Source organism: Microcella alkaliphila (assembly GCF_004216855.1).
Taxonomy (GTDB): domain Bacteria; phylum Actinomycetota; class Actinomycetes; order Actinomycetales; family Microbacteriaceae; genus Microcella; species Microcella alkaliphila.
This window is the reverse complement of record NZ_SGXT01000019.1, coordinates 54617-75528: the sequence shown is the minus strand read 5'-3', so window position 1 is coordinate 75528 and position 20912 is coordinate 54617. Positions and strand designations below refer to the sequence as shown.

The window sequence follows — 20912 nt, the reverse complement described above, 5'->3', positions numbered from 1 at the left end:
CGCGGCGCCCTGTCAGTGGGCGCTCGTAGGATGGCGGGTATGCCGAAGATTCGTGTCGCTAGCGTCAACGCCAACGGTGTTCGCGCCGCCTACCGCAAGGGCATGGGCGAGTGGCTGGAGGCTGCCGACGTCGACGTGCTCGCCCTGCAGGAGGTGCGCGCCGAGACGACCGACCTCGTACCGCTGCTCGGCGAGGGGTGGCACGTGCTGCACGACGCCGCCACCGCCAAGGGCCGCGCGGGCGTCGCGATCGCGACGCGCGAGCCCGTCGACGTGCACCGCATCGACATGGGCCCGCCCGACTTCGACTCGGCGGGGCGCTGGCTCGAGGCGGACGTCGAGGTGGCGGGCGTCTCGCTGACGGTCGTCAGCTGCTACGTGCACTCGGGCGAGGCCGACACCCCCAAGCAGGAAGAGAAGTGGCGCTTCCTCGACGCCATGGAGGAGCGCCTGCCGCAACTCGCCGCGCACTCCGAATACGCCGTCGTCGTCGGTGACCTGAATGTCGGACACCGCGAACTCGACATCAAGAACTGGCGGGGCAACCGCAAGAAGGCGGGCTTCCTGCCCCGCGAGCGCAGCTACTTCGACCGCTTCCTGGCACCCGCAGGCGAAACGATTGAGTGCGTCGACGGCACCACCGGCACCGGCCTCGGCTGGGTCGACGTCGGGCGGCAGTGGGCCGGCGAGGTCGACGGGCCGTACACCTGGTGGTCGAACCGTGGCCAAGCGTTCGACAACGACACCGGCTGGCGCATTGACTACCACCTCGCGACCCCCGCTCTCGCGGCGACCGTCAGCGCGTACCGCGTCGACCGGGCGCCCTCGTACGACACGCGGTGGAGCGACCACGCCTCCGTCGTCGTCGACTACGAGCTGCCGTAGGCGCGCCGCACGCGCGCGGAGGCGCAAGCGCCCACGGGCGATGCGTATTCCCCGTGACGTGAGCCGTGCATCCGAATGAAAGAATCGAGACCATGAGTCTTCCGCGCCTGTTTTCCGGCATGCAGCCGTCCGCGTCGAGCCTGCACCTCGGCAACTACGCCGGGGCCCTCTTGCAGTGGCGCGCGATGCAGACGACCCACGACGCCGTGTTCTGCGTCGTCGACCTGCACGCGATCACCGTGCCTCAAGACCCGGCCGAGCTGCGCGAGCGCACCCGCCGCACCGCCGCCCAGTACATCGCCGCGGGCATCGACCCCGAGCACTCGACGCTGTTCGTGCAGTCGCACGTGCGCGCGCACGCCGAACTCGCCTGGGTGCTGAACACCATCACGGGCTTCGGCGAGGCGTCACGGATGACGCAATTCAAGGACAAGTCGGCTCGCGGTGGGGTGGAGGCCGCGTCGGTCGGGCTCTTCACGTACCCGATCCTGCAGGCGGCCGACATCCTGCTGTACGACGCCGCCGTCGTGCCGGTCGGCGAAGACCAGCGCCAGCACATCGAACTGACTCGTGACCTCGCGAACCGCTTCAACTCGCGGTTCGGCGACACGCTCGTGGTGCCCGAGGTGCGCATTCTGAAAGAGACGGCGAAGATCTACGACCTGCAGAACCCGGGGTCGAAGATGTCGAAGTCGGGCGAGAGCCCCGCGGGCATCCTGTGGTTGATGGACGACGACAAGGCGCTCACGAAGAAGATCAAGTCGGCCGTCACCGACTCGGAAGGGATCGTGCGCTACGACGCCGCGTCGAAGCCGGGGGTGTCGAACCTCCTGTCGATCCTCGCGATCGTCACCGGTCGCACGGTGGCCGATGTCGAGGGCGACTTCGACGGGCTGCAGTACGGCGCGCTCAAGGGCGCCGTCGCCGAGGCGGTCGTCGAGGCGTTCCGGCCCATCCGCGAGCGCACGCTCGAGTTGCTCGACGACCCGGCCGAGCTCGACCGGCTGCTCGCGATCAACGCCGGGCGGGCGGAAGAGATCGCCGACGCGACGCTCCGCCGCGTGTACGACGCGGTTGGCTTCCTGCCGCGCGGGTGAGGGCGCGTGTCAGGACCGATCGAGGTCGTGCTGTTCGACCTCGACGACACCCTCATGGCGCACACGCGCTCCGTCGACCTGGCGATCGAGCGCGCGCAGGCTGTTGCGGGGCAGCTCGCGGCGTCGGGCATCGCGGGTGGTGATGCGGCGGGGTTCGCAGCGTTCTCCGCGGCTGACGCGCGGTTCGTGCAGGAGCGCTGGCGGCACCTCGAAGAGCTGCACTACGCGCGCTACCTGAGCGGCGAACTCGACTACCTCGGTCAGCGCGTCTGGCGCGCGCGAGACCTGCTGCTGCCCTACGGCGTCGAGCTTGACGACGAGGCAGCACTGCGCTGGTTCGCCGAGTACCTGCACGGCTACCGCGACAACTGGACACTCTTCGACGATGTGCTGCCGACGCTCGACGAACTCGAGGCGGTCGTGCCCGGCGTGCGCTTCGGCATCATCACGAACGGTGAGCTCACCTTCCAGACGGACAAGCTGCACCGCATCGACCTCCGGGATCGGCTCGACCTCACCCCGGTGCGCGCCGACGGCTCGGTCGATGAACCCGATCGACGCGGCAGGCTGGTGGCCTCCGGCGAGCTGGGGGTGACGAAGCCCGACCTGGCCATCTTTGCGGCGGCGGCGGGCGCGTTCGGGGTGAGAGTCGCATCCTGCCTGTACGTCGGCGACCGCCTTGCGACCGACGCGGTCGGCGCGCAGAACGCCGGGATGCGCGGGGTATGGCTCGCGCGCCCCGACCGCAACGAGACGGCGGCCGCCGCCGACGCCCGCGATGCGCGGGTCGCCCGCACGCTCGTCGCCAGCCCGGGCGAGCTGAGCGCGGACCGCGACGAGCTGCCACCAGGCGTCACCCGCATCGCCTCACTCGCCGAGCTGCCCGCCCTACTCCCTCAGCTGCCCGCGCCACTTCCACCGCGCGACAACGCGGCCTCGCCCCACGCTGCACCCTCCACGCCGCCACCCGGCCAGCCACTCGGGGTCCGCGCTCTCTAGCCGGCCTTGCCCGGCGCCGCCTGTTCACATTTCAGGTAGCCCCTCGACTTGGCCGCAGGCTTTGACGACTAGGGTCTGCCATTTCCTGAATTATGAACGGGCGACGCGACGCCGTGATCGGACGACGGTGCCGGTCGAGCGAACCGCAGCCCACACTGCCGCAACAACCTGGGCACGCTGACTCTCGGCTTGCTGGTAGTTCGGCCGAACCACGACGTACCCCCTCTCGTGCAGCGCGAGACCGCGTCGGGCGTCGTTCGCGCGCTGGGCTGGAGTCGAGTGCCACGACTCGCTGTCTACTTCAACGACCACGCTCGGGCCCACCAGCAGGTCAACTCTGCCAACACCGGCGATCGTCACCTGGGGTCGGACGTGCAGGCCAGCATCCTGCAGCGCAAGACGGACGAGGGTCTCGGTTCCGGACTCCGCGCGACCGTCGGCGCGAGACACCCACCACCGCCGTGTGGGCGAGAGGCCCCGAGACAGCGACTCGAAGTCGTGAGGCTGAACGACACCGAGCTGTAACGCGCTGTCGAGCACCGCGACCGCGTACTCCGGTGGCAGGCAGCGCAGGCACTGGCGGAGCGCATCGCGCGGCCCGACGCGCCACGACTTTGCGAGCTCCGGCTCACGCAGCGCGCCCCAGTGCGTGCACAGCTGGTGAGGCGGTGTCGTCCCTATCGGAGCAGAACGCTGCATCGGGTTGCGTAGTCGCGAAGCGTTGGCGGGTAGCCAGACCGCCGTCCGCCTGCGTTGAGGTACCCAGAGTCCGTAGGTCTCGGCGGCGGTCACGCAGGCGGCCAGTCCGCCGACGCGAAGCGCCCGCACCACATGCGGCGGCGCACTCGGGTGGCAGTACACCCCGCGACGGGCGCGGATGAGGTGGCCGCTGGAGACAGCGGTGGTGATCATCCGCGACGTCACACCGGCCGCGTCTAGGTCATGGCGCGTGAGACACCACGTCGCGCGGGCAGAAAAGAGAGATAGGTCGACCATGGGCGCAGTGTCGACTCCGCCGGACACCCGTGGTCGCCAAGGTTTGTCGTGGTCATCTTTGCGGGCCGGGTCGACCCGTGTGAGGGAGGGGACGGTTCACAACTCAGGTATCCGAGGCGGACGGCGTTCGACCACGCACGACTCAGGGTCGATTTCCTGAATTCTGAACGGGACGCACGAGTTCGGGCAGAAACGGCAGCGGGCGGGGTGCCGAAGCACCCCGCCCGCCGTGCCCCGCCGCTACCACCACAGCGGGGCGATGTGACGTGCCAGCGTCACGCGTGACGACTAGTTGACGTCGTCGTCGACCCAGTCGAAGGTCTTCGTCACGGCCTTCTTCCAGTTGCGCAGCTGGCGGTCGCGCTCGGCGTCGTCCATGTTGGGCGTCCAGCGCGAGTCCTCCTGCCAGTTCTGGCGCAGCTCATCGAGCGAGCCCCAGACACCGGTGGCGAGTCCGGCAGCGTACGCCGCACCGAGCGCCGTCGTCTCGGCGACGACGGGGCGCACGACGGGCACGCCGAGGATGTCGGCCTGGAACTGCATGAGCGTGTTGTTCGCGATCATGCCTCCGTCGACCTTCAGCTCGGTGAGGTCGACGCCCGAGTCGGCGTTGACCGCGTCCAGCACCTCGCGGGTCTGGAACGCCGTGGCCTCGAGCACTGCCCGCGCGATGTGACCCTTGTTGACGTAGCGTGTGAGGCCGACGAGGGCACCGCGCGCATCCGACCGCCAGTAGGGGGCGAACAGACCCGAGAACGCCGGCACGAAGTAGGCGCCACCGTTGTCGTCGACCGTCTTGGCGAGCTCCTCGATCTCGGGAGCGTCCTTGATGATCCCCAGGTTGTCGCGCACCCACTGCACGAGCGAACCGGTCACCGCGATGGCGCCTTCCAGCGCGTAGTGCGGCTTCTCGTCGCCCAGCTTGTAGCCGAGGGTGGTGAGCAGCCCGTTCTTCGAGTGGACGATCTCCTCGCCCGTGTTGAAGATCAGGAAGTTACCCGTGCCGTAGGTGTTCTTCGACTCGCCCGGATCGAACGCCGCCTGACCGAAGGTGGCCGCCTGCTGGTCGCCAAGGATGCCCGCGACGGGAACCTCGCGCAGGAGCGACGACGAGTGCACGTGGCCGTACACCTCAGACGAGGACCGGATCTCGGGCAGCATCGACGCCGGGACGTCGAACGCCTCGAGGATCGAGTGGTCCCACGAGAGCGTCTCGAGGTCCATGAACATGGTGCGCGACGCGTTGGTCACGTCGGTCGCGTGCACGCCACCGTCGGTGCCACCGGTCAGGTTCCAGAGCACCCAGGTGTCGGTCGTGCCGAACATCAGGTCGCCGGCGTCGGCCTTCGCGCGGGCGCCCTCGACGTTCTCGAGGATCCAGACGATCTTCGTACCCGAGAAGTAGGTCGCGAGCGGCAGGCCCACGGTCTTCTTGAAGCGCTCGACGCCGCCGTCGGCTGCCAGGCGGTCGACGATCGGCTGCGTGCGGGTGTCCTGCCACACGATCGCGTTGTAGACGGGCTCACCGGTGTTGCGGTCCCACACCACAGCGGTCTCGCGCTGGTTGGTGATGCCGACCGCGGCGATCGAGTGACGGGTCAGGTTCGCCTTCGACAGCGCCGACCCGATGACCTCACGGGTGTTGTTCCAGATTTCTTTCGGGTCGTGCTCGACCCAACCGGCTTTCGGGAAGATCTGCTCGTGCTCCATCTGGCCGACCGAGACGATCGAGCCCTTCTTGTCGAAGATGATGGCGCGAGTCGACGTGGTTCCCTGGTCGATTGCGAGTACGTACTCAGCCATAACTGTTCACTCCTTTGTTGACGTTCTTCATGGCGGGTGACCGACGACGCGTCGGTCCGATGGGGGACGGGCGCGCATCCCCCTGGTGGTCGGATGCGCGCCCCGACTGTTACAGGACGGGCAGCAGCGCCGTCGCGGCGACACCGGCGATGGCGCCACCGATGAGCGGGCCGACGACCGGCACCCACGAGTAGCTCCAGTCGCTCGACCCCTTGCCCTTGATGGGCAGCAGCGCGTGGGCGATGCGGGGGCCGAGGTCACGAGCTGGGTTGATGGCGTATCCCGTGGGACCACCGAGGGAGGCACCGATACCGACAACGAGCAGGGCGACGGGCAGGGCGCCGAGCGCGGCGAGGCCGGCCGGTTCTGCACGGCCGAAGCCGATGACGACGAACACCAGCACGAACGTGCCGACGATCTCGGTGAAGGTGTTCCAGCCGTAGCTGCGGATCGCCGGGCCGGTCGAGAACACGGCGAGCTTGGTTCCCGCGTCGGGCTCCTCGTCGAAGTGCTTCTTGTAGGCGAGGAAGACGATGACCGCACCGATGAAGGCACCGATCAGCTGAGCAGCCCAGTACAGCAGCACCGAGGTGACGCTCACGGCAACGCCGGGCGCAAACTCGGTGAGGCCGCTCGTCACGAGTCCGATCGTGACGGCCGGGTTGAGGTGAGCGCCGGAGGCGTACGCGACGGTCACACCGGCGAAGACCGCGAGGCCCCAGCCGAAGTTGATCATCAGGAAACCGCCGCCGAAGCCCTTGTTCTTGGCGAGGATGACGTTCGCGACGACACCGCCACCGAGAAGAAGCAGCATCGCCGTACCGACGATTTCTGACACGAATACTGTTAAGAGATTGTCCACGTTGACCTGTCCTCATCGTGTGTTGGGGGGGGTGAACCTCTCCAGACCCTGTCCGCCTGGCGAGGGTGCGGGTGTCAGTTCCTCCTGACGCACCGCCCCGCTGCTGCGCCGGCGCAGCCTCGGGAGATCGGGGGATGCTCGCAGCGCTCCGCGAGCATCCGGTTGCGGAATGCGCTCATGTCGTGCTCGCCGTCTCGACCGACGTGTGCACTCCGTGCACGTCGGCGAGGTAGTCAGCGGCGCACGCGATCTGATCGCGCCGCTCGTCGGCACTCCAGCCGAGCACCTCGCCCGCGATGTCGGCGAGCTCTTCGAGTACCTCACCGGTGACCGCTCCGACGAACGCCATCGACGTGCGGCGCAGGACGATGTCGGTGAGGCGCACGACCTGCTCGGTCTCGACGAGGTGGGCGATCTCGGCGCGGGTGTACTCGGGGGCCGAGGCGAGCGGGGTGTCGTCGGCGGTCGCGAAGCTTGCGATCATCGCCTCGGCGCTCGTGCCGTAGCGGTCGAGCAGCGTTGCCGCACGCTCACGACCGATGACCGCGCCGTGCTGGGCAAGCCACGCCTCACGTTCGTCGTCGGTGGTTGGGTAGCCGACGGCACCCCCGATGAGCCGACCGTCGGTCGACACGACCCGGTCAACGCCGAGCACGTCGAGCACCTGGTTCGAGAGCTGCTCGCCGAGCGCGCGGAACGTGGTCCACTTGCCGCCGACGAGACTCAGCACCGGGGTTCCGTGGAGCTCGCCTTTTTCGACGCGGTAGTCGCGCGAGATCTGTCCGGTCGAGTCGGCGTCCTGGCGGGGAAGGGGGCGCACGCCCGAAAAACGGAAGACGATCTGTGAGCGGTCGACGTCGATGGTGGGGAACACGTGGTTCACGAGGTCGAAGAAGTAGTCGACTTCCTCTTCCGTGCAGCGAATCGGCTCATTCATGTCGTGCGCGAGGTCGGTGGTACCAAGCAGTACACGGCCCTTGAGCGGATAGATCAAGACGATGCGACCGTCGGTGAATTCGAAGAAAATCTCGCGGCCGTTGCAGGCCCCCAGCAGCTCGGGGTGGTCGAGCACGATGTGCGAGCCCTTTGTTCCGCCCATGTACGCGCTGTCGTTGCCGAGCGCCTTGTTCGTGAGGTCCGTCCACGGCCCCGAGGCGTTCACGACGAGGGTCGCCTTCAGGTCGAACTCGTCGCCGGTCGCGACGTCGCGCAGGCGAACGCCGTCGCCCGTCATGTCCACAGCCTCGACGTAGTTGGCGGCGCGAGCGTTGTCGCCTGCTGCGAGGCCGTCGTTGAGCACGTCGAGGGCGAGCCGCTCGGGGTCGTGCATGGACGCGTCGTAGTAGGTCGCCGTGTACTTGACGTCGTCGCGCAGCTTCGGCAGCAGCTCTTTCGACGCCTTCGCTCCGCGGAACTGGTGGCGCGGCACGCGCCCGCCGTCGCGCGAGAACGTGTCGTACATCGTCAGACCCGCCTTGATGAGAACGGCGCCGCGCTCCTTCTTGGCGCCGCCCTTCCAGCCGAGGAACCGGAACGGCGCAGACAGCACGCTCGAGAAGGTCGAGAAGATCGGAATCGTCGTGGGAAGCGGACGCACGTAGTGCGGAGCGAGCCGCAGCAGCGCGTTGCGCTCGTGTACGGATTCCTGCACGAGCCGGAACTCGCCATTCTCGAGATACCGGATGCCGCCGTGGATCATGTGCGAGGAGGCCGCCGAGGCGCCCGACACGTAGTCGTCACGCTCGACGAGCACCAAGTTGATTCCTTGCAGCGCCAGGTCGCGGAAGGTCGCGATTCCGTTGATCCCTCCCCCGATGATGAGGACATCGGCGCTGGGCTGCTCGCGCAGGGCGGCAACTGCTGCTCGGGGGGACGACGACGGCGTCGGCATGCGGATCGACCTCGAATCTGCGTTGGTGGCGGCGCTGGTACACGCGGCCTTGCATCCATGCTCACGAGAGCACAGACTCGATACCAACCCATCTGCACAAACGTGCAACTGAGAGGTGACTGAGTGAACACCACCATGGGGCCCAGCGCACGGGCACGTGCCGCCGTGCGGGCCGCCCACCTGTACTACCTGCAGGACTGGACGATGGATGCCATCGCGACCGATCTGGGCACCTCACGATCGTCTGTTTCCCGGCTACTTTCTTATGCTCGGGAGGTAGGACTCGTCGACATTCGCGTGCGCTCGCTCGCCGAAGTAACCGCTCGCGACGAGGAACAACTCGGCAGACGATTCGGCGTCACTGCACGCGTCGTCTCGATGCCGTCTAGTGTCACTGGCGCTGACCGTCAAGAAACAGTTGCCGCGTACGCTGCACGTTTTCTCAGCACGGTTTTCGACTCCAACATGGCCCTGGGGGTCGCGTGGGGTTCCACGATGGGTGCCATCAGCCGTCATATCGTGCCGAAAGAGACCCACAACAGCGACATCGTGCAGCTGAACGGGGCCGGGAATCCGCACACGACGGGCATCGACTACGCGAGCGAGATCCTGCGTCGATTCTCGGAGGCGTACTCGGCCAGGCTTCAGCAGTTTCCCGTTCCGGCCTTCTTCGATTCGGCGGCAACTCGGGAGGCGTTGTGGCGCGAACGCTCGACCAAACGGGTGCTCGAGATGCAGTCTCACCTCGACATCGCCCTATTCGGTATCGGCTCGCCATTCGCCAACATCCCCAGCCACGTCTACATCGGCGGATACCTCGATGAGGCTGACTACCGACTGCTCGAGAAGCAGGGAGTCATCGGCGACGTCGCGACGGTGTTCTTTCGGCCAGACGGCTCGTCGGACAACATCGACCTCAATCGACGTGCGACCGGGCCCGACTTTGACACTCTGCGACGCGTGCCCCGGCGCATCTGCGTGATCGCTGACGCCTCCAAGCTGCCGGCGCTGCACGGCGCCCTCCGTGCCGGGCTCATCACCGACCTCATCGTCGACGACGGGAGCGCGAAGGAACTGCTCGAGAGGCCCGACGAGTTCCCAGCCACTGTCCGGGAATAACCCAGGGCTCACGCTGTTGACTACGCTGATACACAAGTACGTGCTCCGGGGTAGGTGTAATTCCTAGCCGGCGGTGAGAGTCCGCGACCCGGCACCAGACATCCATTCGGATGCGCGGTGGCGGTTGAGCCGGTGAAATTCCGGCACCGACGGTGATAGTCCGGATGGGAGGAGCGCGCGTGCCGCAGGCGTGCCTGCGCGCGCACGCAACCCCGGATGCGCCCGACATGAGAAGGCCCCGGGATGACCGACACCGCGCACCGCGCCCCCGACGCCGCCATCGAGGCGGCGATGCGGCGCGCGCTCGCGATCGCGGTGCAGGGCCCCGCGACGGGCGCGAACCCGCAGGTCGGCTGCGTTCTGCTGGATGCTCGGGGCGAGCAGGTCGCGGAGGGCTGGCATCGCGGCGCCGGCACCCCGCACGCCGAGGCCGATGCGCTCTCGCAGGTCTCCGACGCGTCGGGCCTCACGGCCGTCGTGACGCTGGAGCCCTGCAACCACACCGGCCGCACCGGACCCTGCGCCGAGGCGCTGATCGCCGCCGGCGTCGCGCGCGTCGTGTACGCGGTCGCCGACCCGGGCGAGGTGGAGGGCGGCGGCGCTGACCGCCTCCGCGCGGCCGGCGTCGAGGTCTCGGGTGGCGTACTGGCCGACGAGGCCGAAGAGTTCTTGCACCCCTGGCTTACAAGCGTTCGCCTGGGTCGCCCGTTCGTGACCGTGAAGTGGGGCTCGACCCTCGACGGTCGCGCCGCCGCCGCCGACGGCACCAGCCAGTGGATCACCGGCGCCGCCTCCCGCCAGCGCGTGCACGAGCAGCGCGCCGCCCACGACGCGATCGCGGTCGGCACCGGCACGGTGCTTGCCGACGACCCGAGCCTGACGGCGCGGGGCGACGGCGGCGAGCTCCTGCCCACCCAGCCGATCCCCGTCGTGTTCGGCGAGCGCCCGGCGCCGGCCGACGCCGCGCTGCGCCAGCACCCCGCCGGGCTCATCGAGCTCGGCCACCGCGATATCCCCCGGGCGCTTGACGAGCTGTACGCCCGCGGTATCCGCCGGCTGTACGTCGAGGGCGGGCCGACGCTCGCGAGCGCGTTTATCCAGGCCGGCCTCGTTGACGAGTACCTCATCTACCTAGCACCGATGCTGCTCGGCGGCCCGAAGACGGCGATCGGCGACCTCGGAATTGGGACGATCCACGACGCGCGCCACCTGAGCATCCACCGCATCGAAACCCTGGGCGACGACATCCTCGTTGTGGCCCGCCCCGCGAAGGAGCAGTAACCCATGTTCACGGGAATCATCGAAGAACTGGGCGAGATCGTCGCGCTGACCCACGGCGACGACGGCTCGGCCCGCATCACTGTGCGCGGGCCCCTCGCCGTCAGCGACGCGAAGAGCGGCGACTCGATCAGCGTGTCGGGCGTGTGCCTCACCGCCGTCGAACTCGACCCCGAACACTTCAGCGCCGACGTCATGGGCCAGACGCTCGCCATGTCAAACCCCGACCAGTGGGCCGTCGGCCGCACCGTCAACCTCGAGCGCGCCGCCGCCGTGGGCGACCGCCTCGGCGGACACATCGTGCAGGGTCACATCGACGGCACGAGTCGCGTCATCGAGATCCGCGACGAGGGCAGCTGGCGGGTGCTGCGCTTCAGCCTCGACGCCGCCCACGCCCCCCTCGTCGTCGACAAAGGGTCGATCGCGATCGACGGAATCTCGCTGACCGTGAGCGCCGTCGGCGACGACTGGTTCGAGGTCTCGCTGATTCCCGAGACCCTCGTGCGGACAACCCTCGGGGCTCGCCACGTCGGCGAATTTGTGAACATCGAAACGGACATCCTCGCCCGGCACGTCGCGCGTCTCGCGCGGTTCGGCTTCGGCGAGAGCGCCGGCGACCACGCCGACGCGAACGGAAGGAGCGGCGTATGAGCATCGCGAGCATCCCCCAGGCCCTGGCAGAACTGCGCGCGGGCCGTCCCGTGCTGGTCGCCGACGACGAGAGCCGCGAGAACGAGGGCGACGTCATCATCTCGGCCGAGCTCGCAACGCCCGAATGGATCGCGTGGACGATTCGGAACACCAGCGGCTTCCTCTGCGCCCCGATGACGAACGCGATCGCCGACCGACTCGAGCTGCCGCTCATGGTCGAGCGCAACGAAGACTCGCTGCGCACCGCGTACACCGTCACGGTGGATGCGGCGAGCGGCATCACGACCGGCATTAGCGCGCGCGACCGCGCCCACACGCTGCGCGTTCTCGCGAACGCGGAGGCGACGCCGGCCAGCGTGATTCGCCCCGGGCACATCCTGCCGCTTCGCGCCGTCGACGGCGGCGTTCGTCAGCGCCCCGGACACACCGAAGCGGCCGTTGAACTGATGCGCCTGGCCGGCCTCAGCGAGGTCGCCGCGATCGGCGAGCTCGTCAGCGACGACGGCGACATGATGCGCCTTCCCGAAATGATCGCGTTCGGCCGGGCCGAGGGCGTCGTCGTCATCACCATCGCCGACCTCATCGACTACCTCAATTCGGGCGCCACCGGCGACGACGTCGAGGACGTCACGCCGATCGACGAGGGCAGCTCCGTGCGGTTCGAGGTCGCGACGACCGTGCCCACCAACCACGGTCCGTTCTCGATGCGCGCCTACCGCGACCGGAAAACCGGCGCCGACCACGTCGCCATCGTCTCCGGCATGCCCCGCGACGACATGGTCGTGCGCGTGCACTCGGAGTGCCTCACCGGCGAAGCCTTCGGCTCGCTGAAGTGCGAGTGCGGCCCCCAGCTCGACGCCGCGCTGGACGTTATCCACCGCCAAGGCGGCGCCGTGTTGTACATGCGCGGACACGAGGGGCGTGGCATCGGCCTCATCAACAAGCTGAAGGCGTACCGCCTGCAGGAAGACGGCTACGACACCCTCGACGCCAACCTCGCCCTCGGCCTGCCCGCCGACGCCCGCGACTACCAAGCGGCCAGCGACATGCTGCGCGACCTCGGCGTGACGAAGGTGCGGCTGCTGTCGAACAACCCCGAGAAGATGCGCCAGCTCACCCAGTACGGCATCGAGGTCACCGGCCTTGTGCCGCTCGTCGTCGGCGTCGGCGCCGACAACGAGGGCTACCTCAACGCCAAGCGCGACCGCATGGGCCACCAGCTGCCCGACTCGATCACCTCCGCCCCCGTTTTCACCACCCTGGAAGGACGCACCGCATGAGCGGCCACGGAAGCCCTACCCTCTCCATCGACGGCACCGGCCTTACGGTCGCGATCGTCGCCGGCCTCTGGCACACCGAGATCAGCGACGGTCTGATCGCCGGCGCGCGCCGCGCCCTGGAGGCGTCGGGCGCGACGATTGTCGAGTACCGGGTTCCCGGCTCGTTCGAGCTGCCGGTCGCCGCGAAGGCGGCGCTCGACGCGGGCGCGGATGCCGTGGTCGCGCTCGGCGTGATCATTCGGGGCGGAACTCCCCACTTCGAATACGTGTCGGCCGCCGCAACCGACGGGCTCACCCGCGTTGCACTCGACACCGGCAAGCCGGTCGGATTCGGCGTGCTGACCCTCGACAACGAAGAGCAGGGCATCGACCGCGCTGGCCTTCCCGGCTCGAAGGAAGACAAGGGTGCCGAGGCGGCCGAGGCCGCGCTCGCGACGGCCCGGCTACTCGCCGAGATCCGCGGCTAGCGCGCACCGCGCATCCAGCGCCGCTCAACCGGCGGCAGGACGCTCGGCGCACCCGCGGCGGATCGACTGTGCAGTTGTGGTTGCCAAGCTGCAGTCGCAACAGCCACAACTGCACACTCGCAGGCGGCGGATGCGCGGCGGCGGCTAGCAGCGCACCCAGCGGGCGGCGGCCCGCGTGAAGCTGTACGGCTCGTTCGGCACGCCGCCGTGGGTCATGGCAAACAGGATGCACGTGCTTTCCATGCTGCCCTTCGTGCCCGGCCGGTACAGCGACGCCCGGTGGCCCGTCGACGCCCACCACTTCTCCGCGGCCGTCGCGCCCGTGTTGCCGCTTCCTCCCGACAGATTGCCGTCGCAGCCGACGTCGGGCGCGCCGTCGCTGCGCTTTGCCTGCCCGCGGTGACCCCACGCGCTCATGGGGTTCGTGCTCGGGTCTTCGGCCATCCAGAACAGGCGCCGCTCCATGCAGGCGTCGTACCGCACGTTGCGGAACGGGATCGGCGGCAGGCAGTTCGCCACGCGGATCTGGTTCATGCGGGTGGCGAAGGATTGCAGGTCAGTCGACGTCGTGCCCGTCACACCCCCCGGTGAAACAATTCCCGGAGCCTTCGGCGTTGAGCCGCGGATCGCCGACGGGCACTTCGTGGATGTCCCGGCGATGAGCGCCGGAGCCGCTGCCTTCGCGGCGCCGAGCGACAGCGTTTGGAGCACTCCCGACACCGTCGGGGCGACGGGCGCGACCACCGCGAGTGGTGTGACCAGCGCGAGAATCATCGCGCTCCAGAGCATTCGTGACAGCAGCACGTGACCCCCCGATCCTGTGTGCACCCAGCCCCCCAGCTGAGATGCCGCAACGGTACGCCCGGCCTCCGGACACAGCAACACCCCACTCTCGGGGACAGTCGCAAAGCGAACGCGACCGACGACTCGGGATGCGCGAAGCGGCTAGTTCAGGAACAGTTTCCGAAGGCGGCGGGTCGTCACGAGGATCCCGATGCCGATCATGAGGCCGAAGTAGCCGAGGTGCACCCACACCATGGCGTCGAGCGACCCCGTGGTGAAGCCGCGGATCAGCTCGACGCCGTGCCAGAGCGGCAGCGCCTGGATGATCCACTGGATCGCCTGGGGGTACACGCTGATCGGGTAGAACGTCGCCGAGAACAGGAACATCGGCAGCATCACGAAGTTGACCCAGTCCATCTGCTGGAAGGTCTTCAGGTAGCTCGTGATCGCCATGCCGAGGCTTGCGAAGCCGAACGCGATGATCAACACGGCGGGCAAGGCGAGGATCGCCGTCCACGAGAGGTTCAGCCCGAGCACCTGCATGATGATCATGAAGCCGGAGGCGTAGAGGGCTCCGCGCAGAAGCGCGAGCATGATTTCGCCGAGCGCGACATCGAGCGGCCCGAGCGTCGTGGTGAGCATGCCCTGGTAGAGCTTCGCGTAGTGCAACTTGAAGAAGACGTTCCACGTGGAGTCGTACACGGCGCCGTTCATGGCAGAAACGGCCAGCAGGGCGGGCGCGATGAACGCGGCGTACGGAACCTCGGCACCCGTCGAGGTCTGAACCGTGCCGACGATCGCTCCAAAGCCGATGCCGAGAGACAGCAGGTAGAACACGGGCTCGAAAAAGCCCGAGACGATGATGAGCCAGTTGTTGCTCTTGGTCGCCAAGAGCCCGCGCGCGACGACGGCACGGGTGTTGCCCGCGTAGAGCCCGCGGGTGCGGCCAGCGAGGGCGGTCATCCGGCGAGCCTCCTCGTGACGGTGCGGCTCGTCGACCAGAGCCCGATCACGACGATCGAGACGAGGTAGCCGATGTGCACGGCGATCAGCCACGGCGCGATGTCGTGGCCGTAGGCGGCGAGACGACCCAGCTCGACTCCGTGCCAGAGCGGCGAAACCCATCCGATCGGCTGCAGGTAGATCGGCAGCTGCTCGAGCGGAAAGAAGGTGCCCGAGAAGAGGAACATCGGGGTGAACCCGAAGCGCATGACCATCGCGAGTTGTCCGCGTTCATCTTTTAGCGTCGCCGAGTACGACGAGATGAGCAGGCCGATCGCCATGCCGGTGAGCACCGCGATGGGGACGGTAAGAATGCCCCACACGCTCGGAACCGCACCGAAGGCGAGGATGACCGCGTAGTACACCGCGACGGCGAACGTCATGCGCAGCGCGATGAAGAGCATGATGCCCTGCACGATCTGGTTTCCCTGAATCGGAGAGGCGTTCATCCCGTGGAAGATGGGGTTCCATTTGAAGCCGGCAACGATCGGGTAGGTCGTCTCGTTCGCGGCCACCGTCATGGCGGCGGCGCACAGCAGCGCGGGGGCGACGAACTCGAGGTAGCTGACGCCACCGATGCCCTCCGGCACCAGGCTCGCGAGCCCCACCCCGAGCGCGAACAGGTAGACGATCGGGTTGCCGAGACTCGTCAGGATCGCCGAGCTCGCGTACCCGCGCAAGGCCCGGATGCGGTGCTCGACGATGTACAGGGCGCCGTACCTGCGGGGCGCAACGCCCGCGGCGAGTGCGCGCCGTGCATCCTCATTGTCCGGCCCGGATGCACGGGCCGATTCGGGAACGGTCGCCGTCATTCGATGAGGCTCCGCCCGGTGAGGCGCAGGAAGACGTCCTCCAGCGAGGACCGGCGCACGAGCGACGTGATGGGGTGCAGCCCGAGCTTGGTGATCTTCTCGAGCTCGGCCTCGCCGTTGTTGCTGTAAATCAGCAGTCGATCGGGCAGCACCTCGATGCGTTCGCCGATGCCGGCGACCCGCTCGGCGGCCTCGGAGTTCTTGTCGCTGCCGAACCGCACCTCGAGCACTTCGCGGCTCGAGTACTCGCGGATCAGCGATGCTGGCGAGCCTTCGGCCATGATCTGACCCTTGTCGACCACGACGAGGCGATCGCAGAGCTGCTCGGCCTCGTCCATGTAGTGGGTGGTGAGCACGAGAGTCGTGCCGCGCTCTTTCAGCCGGAACAGCCGGTCCCAGAGGATGTGCCTCGCCTGCGGATCGAGGCCCGTCGTCGGCTCGTCGAGCAGCAGGATGCGCGGGTCGTTGATGAGGGCACGGGCGATCGTGAGGCGCCGCTTCATACCGCCGGACAGCTCGTCCACCTTCGCCGCCTTGCGATCGGAGAGCTGTGCGAACTCGAGCAGCTCGTCGGCGCGCTCGGCGATCTGCGTGCGGGGCAGGCCGAAGTAGCGGCCGTAGACGAGGAGGTTGTCGCGCACGCGCAGGTCAAGGTCAAGGTTGTCCTGCTGGGGCACGACGCCGAGCTGGGAGCGAATGTCGGGGCCGTGGAGGTTCGGGTCGAGGCCCAGGATCGACAGCTCACCGGAGGTGCGCGTCGACACCGCACCGATCATGCGCATCGTCGTCGACTTGCCGGCCCCGTTTGGGCCCAGGAGCCCGAACGACTCACCGGGGGCAACGTCGAAGTCGATGCCGGCGACGGCGGTGAAGTCGTCGTACTTCTTGACGAGCGACGATGCGGTGATGACGGGCGCTGGCACGAGAGTTGAGCATAGACCCGTTCGGCCGTGAACGACCTCCGGCCGGCCCCAAGCCGCCCTCGGGCAGGATGGGGGGCATGAGCACCGCCTCCCCCGCCCGCGCGCGCCGCGGATTCGGCCGTCCGGCAGACGACGGGCCCCGCGCCAGCTTCCGACAGCTGCTGCCCTACCTCCTCGAGCACCGGAAGGTGCTCGCGTGGGTCATCGTCATCTCCGTGCTCGGCGCCGCCGCATCGCTCGCGCAGCCGCTGCTCGTCAGCCAGGTGATCACCCGAGTCGAGGCGGCGGAGCCTCTCGGCAGCCTCGTTATTGTGCTCGTCGCGCTGGTCGTGGCGAGCGGGCTGCTGAGCGGCTTCGGTCACTACCTGCTGCAACGCACGGGTGAGGGCGTCGTGCTGTCGAGCCGGAGGGCGCTCGTGCGCCGCATGCTGCACCTGCCCATCAGCGAGTTCGATCAGCGCCGCACGGGTGACCTCGTCAGCCGGGTCGGCAGCGACACGACCCTGTTGCGCGCCGTGCTGACGCAGGGTCTCGTCGAGGCGATCGGCGGCAGCCTCGTGTTCGTGGGCGCCCTCATCGCGATGCTCGTCATCGACCCGCTGCTGCTCGGGATGACCCTGCTCGTCATCACCATCTCAGTGGTCACCGTCGTCATGTTGTCCCTGCGCATCCGTGTGGCGAGCCGCAAGGCGCAGGAGAAAGTCGGAGACCTGACCGCCGCCGTCGAACGGGCCATCTCATCGGTCCGCACCGTTCGCGCGGCCAACGCCACCGACCGCGAGATCGCGGCCGTCGACGAGGATGCTCGGGGCGCCTGGCGTCAAGGAATCACCGTCGCGAAGATCTCGGCTCTCGTCGTGCCGATCTCATCCATCGCGCTGCAGATCTCGTTCCTCGTCGTTCTGGGGGTCGGCGGATTCCGCGTGGCATCGGGGGCGATCGGGATCGCGGACCTGGTCGCGTTCATCCTGTTCCTGTTCCTGATGATCGGGCCGCTCGGCCAGGCCTTCGGTGCCGTGACGAGTGTGAACAGCGCGCTCGGCGCTCTCGGCCGCATTCAGGAGATCATCGCGCTGCCGAGCGAGGAGGAAGCCGATGCGGGGCTGACGCCCGCCGCAGCGTCAGACGACCGCGCCGCGATCTCGTTCGAGGGCGTGCACTTCCGCTACCCCGAGGCCGCCCACAAGACCGAGGCCGAGAAGGCGATCGCCGAGGTGGTCGGGGAGCAGCCGCGCGACACGACGGTCCTGCGGGGGGTGTCGTTCGCCGTTCCGCAGGGGTCGCGCACCGCGCTCGTCGGCCCGAGTGGCGCCGGTAAGTCCACCGTGCTGGCGCTCATCGAGCGGTTCTACGACCCCACCGAGGGTGTTATTCGCATGGCCGGCGTCGACATTCGGGCGCTCGACCGCACCGAGCTGCGCAGCCGCATCGGCTACGTCGAGCAGGACGCCCCCGTGCTCGCCGGCACCCTGCGCGACAACCTGCTGCTCGGCACGCCCGGCGCGAGCGACGAGCAGTGCATCGAGGTGCTGCGGCGAGTCAACTTGAGCGCGGTGCTCGACCGCACCGAGGCCGGGCTCGATGCGCAGGTCGGCGAAGACGGCGTCATGCTGTCGGGCGGCGAGCGTCAGCGCCTCGCTATCGCCCGGGCGCTTCTGGCGGCTCCCCCGATCCTGCTGCTGGACGAGTCGACGTCATCGCTCGACGGGGTCAACGAGCAACTCATGCGCGATGCGATCGACGCCGTCGCGCACAACCGAACCCTCATCGTGATCGCCCACCGGCTGTCCACCGTGATCGACAGCGATCAGATCGTCGTGCTCGAACACGGCCAGGTCATCGGCACCGGAACCCACACCGAACTCGTGCGCGACGTGCCGTTGTACCGCGACCTGGCGCAGCATCAGCTGCTCGTGCCGAAAGACGAGGCGACCGACGACTGAGGGCTCGCTACGAGCGCCCGGCCACCTCGACACGGCCGCCCGCCTGCGCGATCTCGTGCAGCGCGGCCTCGCTCGACTCGGCGGCGACGCCGGCGACCAGGTCGCGCAACACCCGAACCTCCCGCCCGGAGCCGAGCGCGTCGAGCGCTGAAGCCCGAACGCAGTAGTCGGTTGCGATACCGACCACGTCGACCTCGGTGACGCCGAGGGCATCGAGCGCCGCCGGGAGGGGTCTGCCGTCATCCGTCGTCCCCTCGAAGATCGAGTAGGCGGGAACCCCCTGCCCCTTGCGCACGTGAATGTCGATGAGGCCCGTGTCGATGGCCGGGTGGTACTCGGCGCCGTCGGTGCCGGCCACGCAGTGCGGCGGCCAGGTGGCGACGAAATCGGGTTCAGCATCCGGCTTCGCGAAGTGGCCCCCGTTGTCGTTGTCCTCGTCATGCCAGTCGCGGGATGCGATGACGACGTCGTACAGGTCGGGATGCGATCGCAGGTGGCGGGTGATCGCAGCAGCAACAGCGGCACCGCCGTCGACACCGAGCGCACCGCCCTCTGTGAAGTCGTTTTGAACGTCGATGATGAGCAGTGCGCGGGACATGACGCCTCCGGGACGGTGGGGATCAGATGTTGGCGAGGTTGTCGCCGCAGCCGTGGATGGCGGTGGTGACAGTGTCGAGAGCCTCCCGGGCGCTGAAGTTCACGGGGCCGAGGGCGTAGAGGCTGAAGGCTATACGAGAGCCGTCAGACGCGGTCATGAGACCGGACAGGGTGAAGACGTTGTCGATCCAACCGGTCTTGGCGGTGACCTGGCCGGCGGCGGAAGAGTTGGCCCCGCCAAAGCGGGTGCGCAGGGTGCCCGACTGCCCGGCGACCGGCAGCGATCGGGTGATGACCTGGAGTTCGGGGCTTCGCTCGATCACCGTGAATAGCTGCGCGAGGTAGGCCGGCGGGATCTGGTTCAGGTTCGACAGGCCTGACGCGTCGCGCACGACGAGCCGCTCGGTGGGAATGCCATAGGCGCCGAGCGCCTGAACAAACGCCGGCGTGAGGCTCGCCGCGGTGCCGCCGAGACCGTAGTGGCGAGAGATGACGCGGCCAATCGAGTCGGCGAGCGAGTTGTCGCTGTCAAGCACCATCCGCTCCATCAGCTGCGCCATCGGCTGAGACCGCACGGCTGCGAGCTGGCCCCCGCCGCCTGCCGCACCACGCTCAAAGGCGGGAGCACCCCCCGGGTTGCCGGCCCCAGCGAGCGCATGCGCGAACGCCTGTCCCGCTCTGCCCACCGGGTCAGTGCTACGCGGGCTCTCTTGCGCGCGCGGGTTCGACCGGTCGGCATCGACCTGGAGGGCCGTCACCTCGGAGGCGTAGCCGATGGTCTGCAGGCTGCGGTTCCAACTGGAATCCCAGCGGTCCTCGTCGGGGAAATATGCCGTGTCGAGCAGCACCCGCGTGATGGCCGGTTCGTCGGGGTTGGCGGCGGCGTACGCCGCAACGGTCTGCGCGGCGAGGTCGGCGAGCTTCGGCGCACCGGGGTAGAAGCTTTCCTCCCCGGGCGGCAGCGCGCTCAGCGTGACGTCGCCGCCGCCGATGAGGACGACCGTTCCTGGTTCGTCGCCAGCGACGACCCGCGTCGTCAGGCGGTAGTCGGGCCCGAGCGCCGCGAGCGCGGCGGCCGCGGTCAGCACCTTCATGTTGCTTGCCGCGGGCTGCGCCACGTCGCCGTTCCGGTCGAACAGCGTGTCGCCGGTGGCGATGTCGATGACGTGCGCCTGGAACTGGCCGAGCCGGGGGTCGGCCGCTTGGCTCGCGATCGTGCAGGTGCGCAGCGGGCTCGGCGGGACGAGTTCGTCGGGGACGGGGCGCGGGTCGGGTTCGGGCTCCGGGTCGGGTTCGGACTCCGCCTCCGGCTCGACCTCCTGCTCGAGGGCGACGGCTGCGAAGGCCCGCTCCTCACCGACCGCGACGCCCACGACGACGGCACCGGCCGCGAGCAGCGCGAAGACGAGCGACAGCCCGGTGGCCGTCACGGCCACGGTGTGGCGACGCACCCAGACGGCGAAACCGTCACGCTCGGGGCGGGCCGCCCGTCGCGTACGAGGCTGCTCCCGGTCAGTCACCCGG

19 protein-coding genes and 1 riboswitch are annotated in these 20912 nt (G+C 68.6%); of the genes, 9 read left to right on the top strand and 10 right to left on the bottom strand.

Features of this window, described 5'->3' with window-relative positions:
- The first annotated feature begins 39 nt into the window (after positions 1–39).
- The 3 genes from EV140_RS12645 to EV140_RS12635 all read left to right on the top strand — a co-directional run bounded on the left by EV140_RS12645 (position 40) and on the right by EV140_RS12635 (position 2981).
- Positions 40–885: an exodeoxyribonuclease III gene (locus EV140_RS12645; RefSeq protein WP_198674448.1), complete on the top strand. Its 846-nt coding sequence runs from the start codon at positions 40–42 to the stop codon at positions 883–885.
- A 92-nt stretch (positions 886–977) separates the two neighbouring features.
- Positions 978–1982: a tryptophan--tRNA ligase gene (gene trpS / locus EV140_RS12640; RefSeq protein ID WP_241971448.1), complete on the top strand. Its 1005-nt coding sequence runs from the start codon at positions 978–980 to the stop codon at positions 1980–1982.
- Positions 1983–1988: 6 nt separating this feature from the next.
- Positions 1989–2981: an HAD family hydrolase gene (locus EV140_RS12635; protein ID WP_241971447.1), complete on the top strand. Its 993-nt coding sequence runs from the start codon at positions 1989–1991 to the stop codon at positions 2979–2981.
- Positions 2982–3071: 90 nt separating this feature from the next.
- Here the strand turns inward: EV140_RS12635 and EV140_RS12630 are convergent, their stop codons facing one another.
- The 4 genes from EV140_RS12630 to EV140_RS12615 all read right to left on the bottom strand — a co-directional run bounded on the left by EV140_RS12630 (position 3072) and on the right by EV140_RS12615 (position 8533).
- Complete coding sequence (locus EV140_RS12630; protein WP_157985661.1) at positions 3072–3977, bottom strand: type IV toxin-antitoxin system AbiEi family antitoxin domain-containing protein; 906 nt, start codon at positions 3975–3977, stop codon at positions 3072–3074.
- A 288-nt stretch (positions 3978–4265) separates the two neighbouring features.
- A complete protein-coding gene (gene glpK, locus EV140_RS12625) occupies positions 4266–5780 on the bottom strand; it encodes a glycerol kinase GlpK (RefSeq protein ID WP_130284479.1) in 1515 nt (504 codons plus the stop codon).
- A gap of 109 nt (positions 5781–5889) precedes the next feature.
- Positions 5890–6594, bottom strand: a complete 705-nt coding sequence (locus EV140_RS12620; RefSeq protein ID WP_241971452.1) for an MIP/aquaporin family protein — start codon at positions 6592–6594, stop codon at positions 5890–5892.
- Between the two features lie 223 nt (positions 6595–6817).
- Positions 6818–8533 carry a glycerol-3-phosphate dehydrogenase/oxidase gene (locus EV140_RS12615; protein WP_130284475.1) on the bottom strand — a complete coding sequence of 572 codons (1716 nt, stop codon included), beginning with the start codon at positions 8531–8533 and terminating at the stop codon, positions 6818–6820.
- 123 nt (positions 8534–8656) lie between these two features.
- Between EV140_RS12615 and EV140_RS12610 the strand changes: the two genes are divergently transcribed.
- The 5 genes from EV140_RS12610 to ribH all read left to right on the top strand — a co-directional run bounded on the left by EV140_RS12610 (position 8657) and on the right by ribH (position 13328).
- Entirely contained in the window at positions 8657–9652 is a 996-nt protein-coding gene (locus EV140_RS12610; RefSeq protein WP_338418555.1) for a sugar-binding transcriptional regulator, read from the top strand.
- A 37-nt stretch (positions 9653–9689) separates the two neighbouring features.
- A riboswitch (FMN riboswitch) is annotated at positions 9690–9832 on the top strand.
- A 63-nt stretch (positions 9833–9895) separates the two neighbouring features.
- A complete protein-coding gene (ribD, locus tag EV140_RS12605) occupies positions 9896–10933 on the top strand; it encodes a bifunctional diaminohydroxyphosphoribosylaminopyrimidine deaminase/5-amino-6-(5-phosphoribosylamino)uracil reductase RibD (protein WP_241971446.1) in 1038 nt (345 codons plus the stop codon).
- Between the two features lie 3 nt (positions 10934–10936).
- Positions 10937–11581 (top strand): riboflavin synthase, encoded by a 645-nt coding sequence (locus EV140_RS12600; protein WP_130284473.1) that lies wholly within the window; start codon positions 10937–10939, stop codon positions 11579–11581.
- Positions 11578–12861, top strand: coding sequence for a GTP cyclohydrolase II (ribA, locus tag EV140_RS12595; RefSeq protein WP_130284471.1), 1284 nt, complete (start codon positions 11578–11580; stop codon positions 12859–12861). Before EV140_RS12600 ends, ribA begins: the two co-directional genes overlap by 4 nt.
- A complete protein-coding gene (gene ribH / locus EV140_RS12590) occupies positions 12858–13328 on the top strand; it encodes a 6,7-dimethyl-8-ribityllumazine synthase (RefSeq protein WP_130284469.1) in 471 nt (156 codons plus the stop codon). Before ribA ends, ribH begins: the two co-directional genes overlap by 4 nt.
- Positions 13329–13472: 144 nt before the next feature.
- Here the strand turns inward: ribH and EV140_RS12585 are convergent, their stop codons facing one another.
- The 4 genes from EV140_RS12585 to EV140_RS12570 all read right to left on the bottom strand — a co-directional run bounded on the left by EV140_RS12585 (position 13473) and on the right by EV140_RS12570 (position 16848).
- Positions 13473–14132 carry a hypothetical protein gene (locus EV140_RS12585; RefSeq protein ID WP_130284467.1) on the bottom strand — a complete coding sequence of 220 codons (660 nt, stop codon included), beginning with the start codon at positions 14130–14132 and terminating at the stop codon, positions 13473–13475.
- Positions 14133–14273: 141 nt separating this feature from the next.
- Positions 14274–15074 (bottom strand): ABC transporter permease, encoded by an 801-nt coding sequence (locus EV140_RS12580; protein ID WP_130284465.1) that lies wholly within the window; start codon positions 15072–15074, stop codon positions 14274–14276.
- Complete coding sequence (locus EV140_RS12575) at positions 15071–15925, bottom strand: ABC transporter permease (protein WP_130284463.1); 855 nt, start codon at positions 15923–15925, stop codon at positions 15071–15073. The genes EV140_RS12580 and EV140_RS12575 overlap by 4 nt, the downstream gene beginning before the upstream one ends.
- On the bottom strand, positions 15922–16848 hold the full coding sequence (locus EV140_RS12570; RefSeq protein WP_130284461.1) for an ABC transporter ATP-binding protein: 927 nt from the start codon (positions 16846–16848) through the stop codon (positions 15922–15924). Before EV140_RS12570 ends, EV140_RS12575 begins: the two co-directional genes overlap by 4 nt.
- 77 nt (positions 16849–16925) lie before the next feature.
- Between EV140_RS12570 and EV140_RS12565 the strand changes: the two genes are divergently transcribed.
- Complete coding sequence (locus EV140_RS12565) at positions 16926–18791, top strand: ABC transporter ATP-binding protein (protein WP_130284459.1); 1866 nt, start codon at positions 16926–16928, stop codon at positions 18789–18791.
- Positions 18792–18798: 7 nt separating this feature from the next.
- Here EV140_RS12565 and EV140_RS12560 read toward each other — a convergent pair whose 3' ends face one another.
- Together EV140_RS12560 and dacB are read right to left on the bottom strand one after the other, a co-directional pair.
- On the bottom strand, positions 18799–19389 hold the full coding sequence (locus EV140_RS12560) for an isochorismatase family protein (RefSeq protein ID WP_096422905.1): 591 nt from the start codon (positions 19387–19389) through the stop codon (positions 18799–18801).
- 22 nt (positions 19390–19411) lie between these two features.
- Complete coding sequence (dacB, locus tag EV140_RS12555; RefSeq protein ID WP_130284457.1) at positions 19412–20908, bottom strand: D-alanyl-D-alanine carboxypeptidase/D-alanyl-D-alanine endopeptidase; 1497 nt, start codon at positions 20906–20908, stop codon at positions 19412–19414.
- Between the last annotated feature and the right edge of the window lie 4 nt (positions 20909–20912).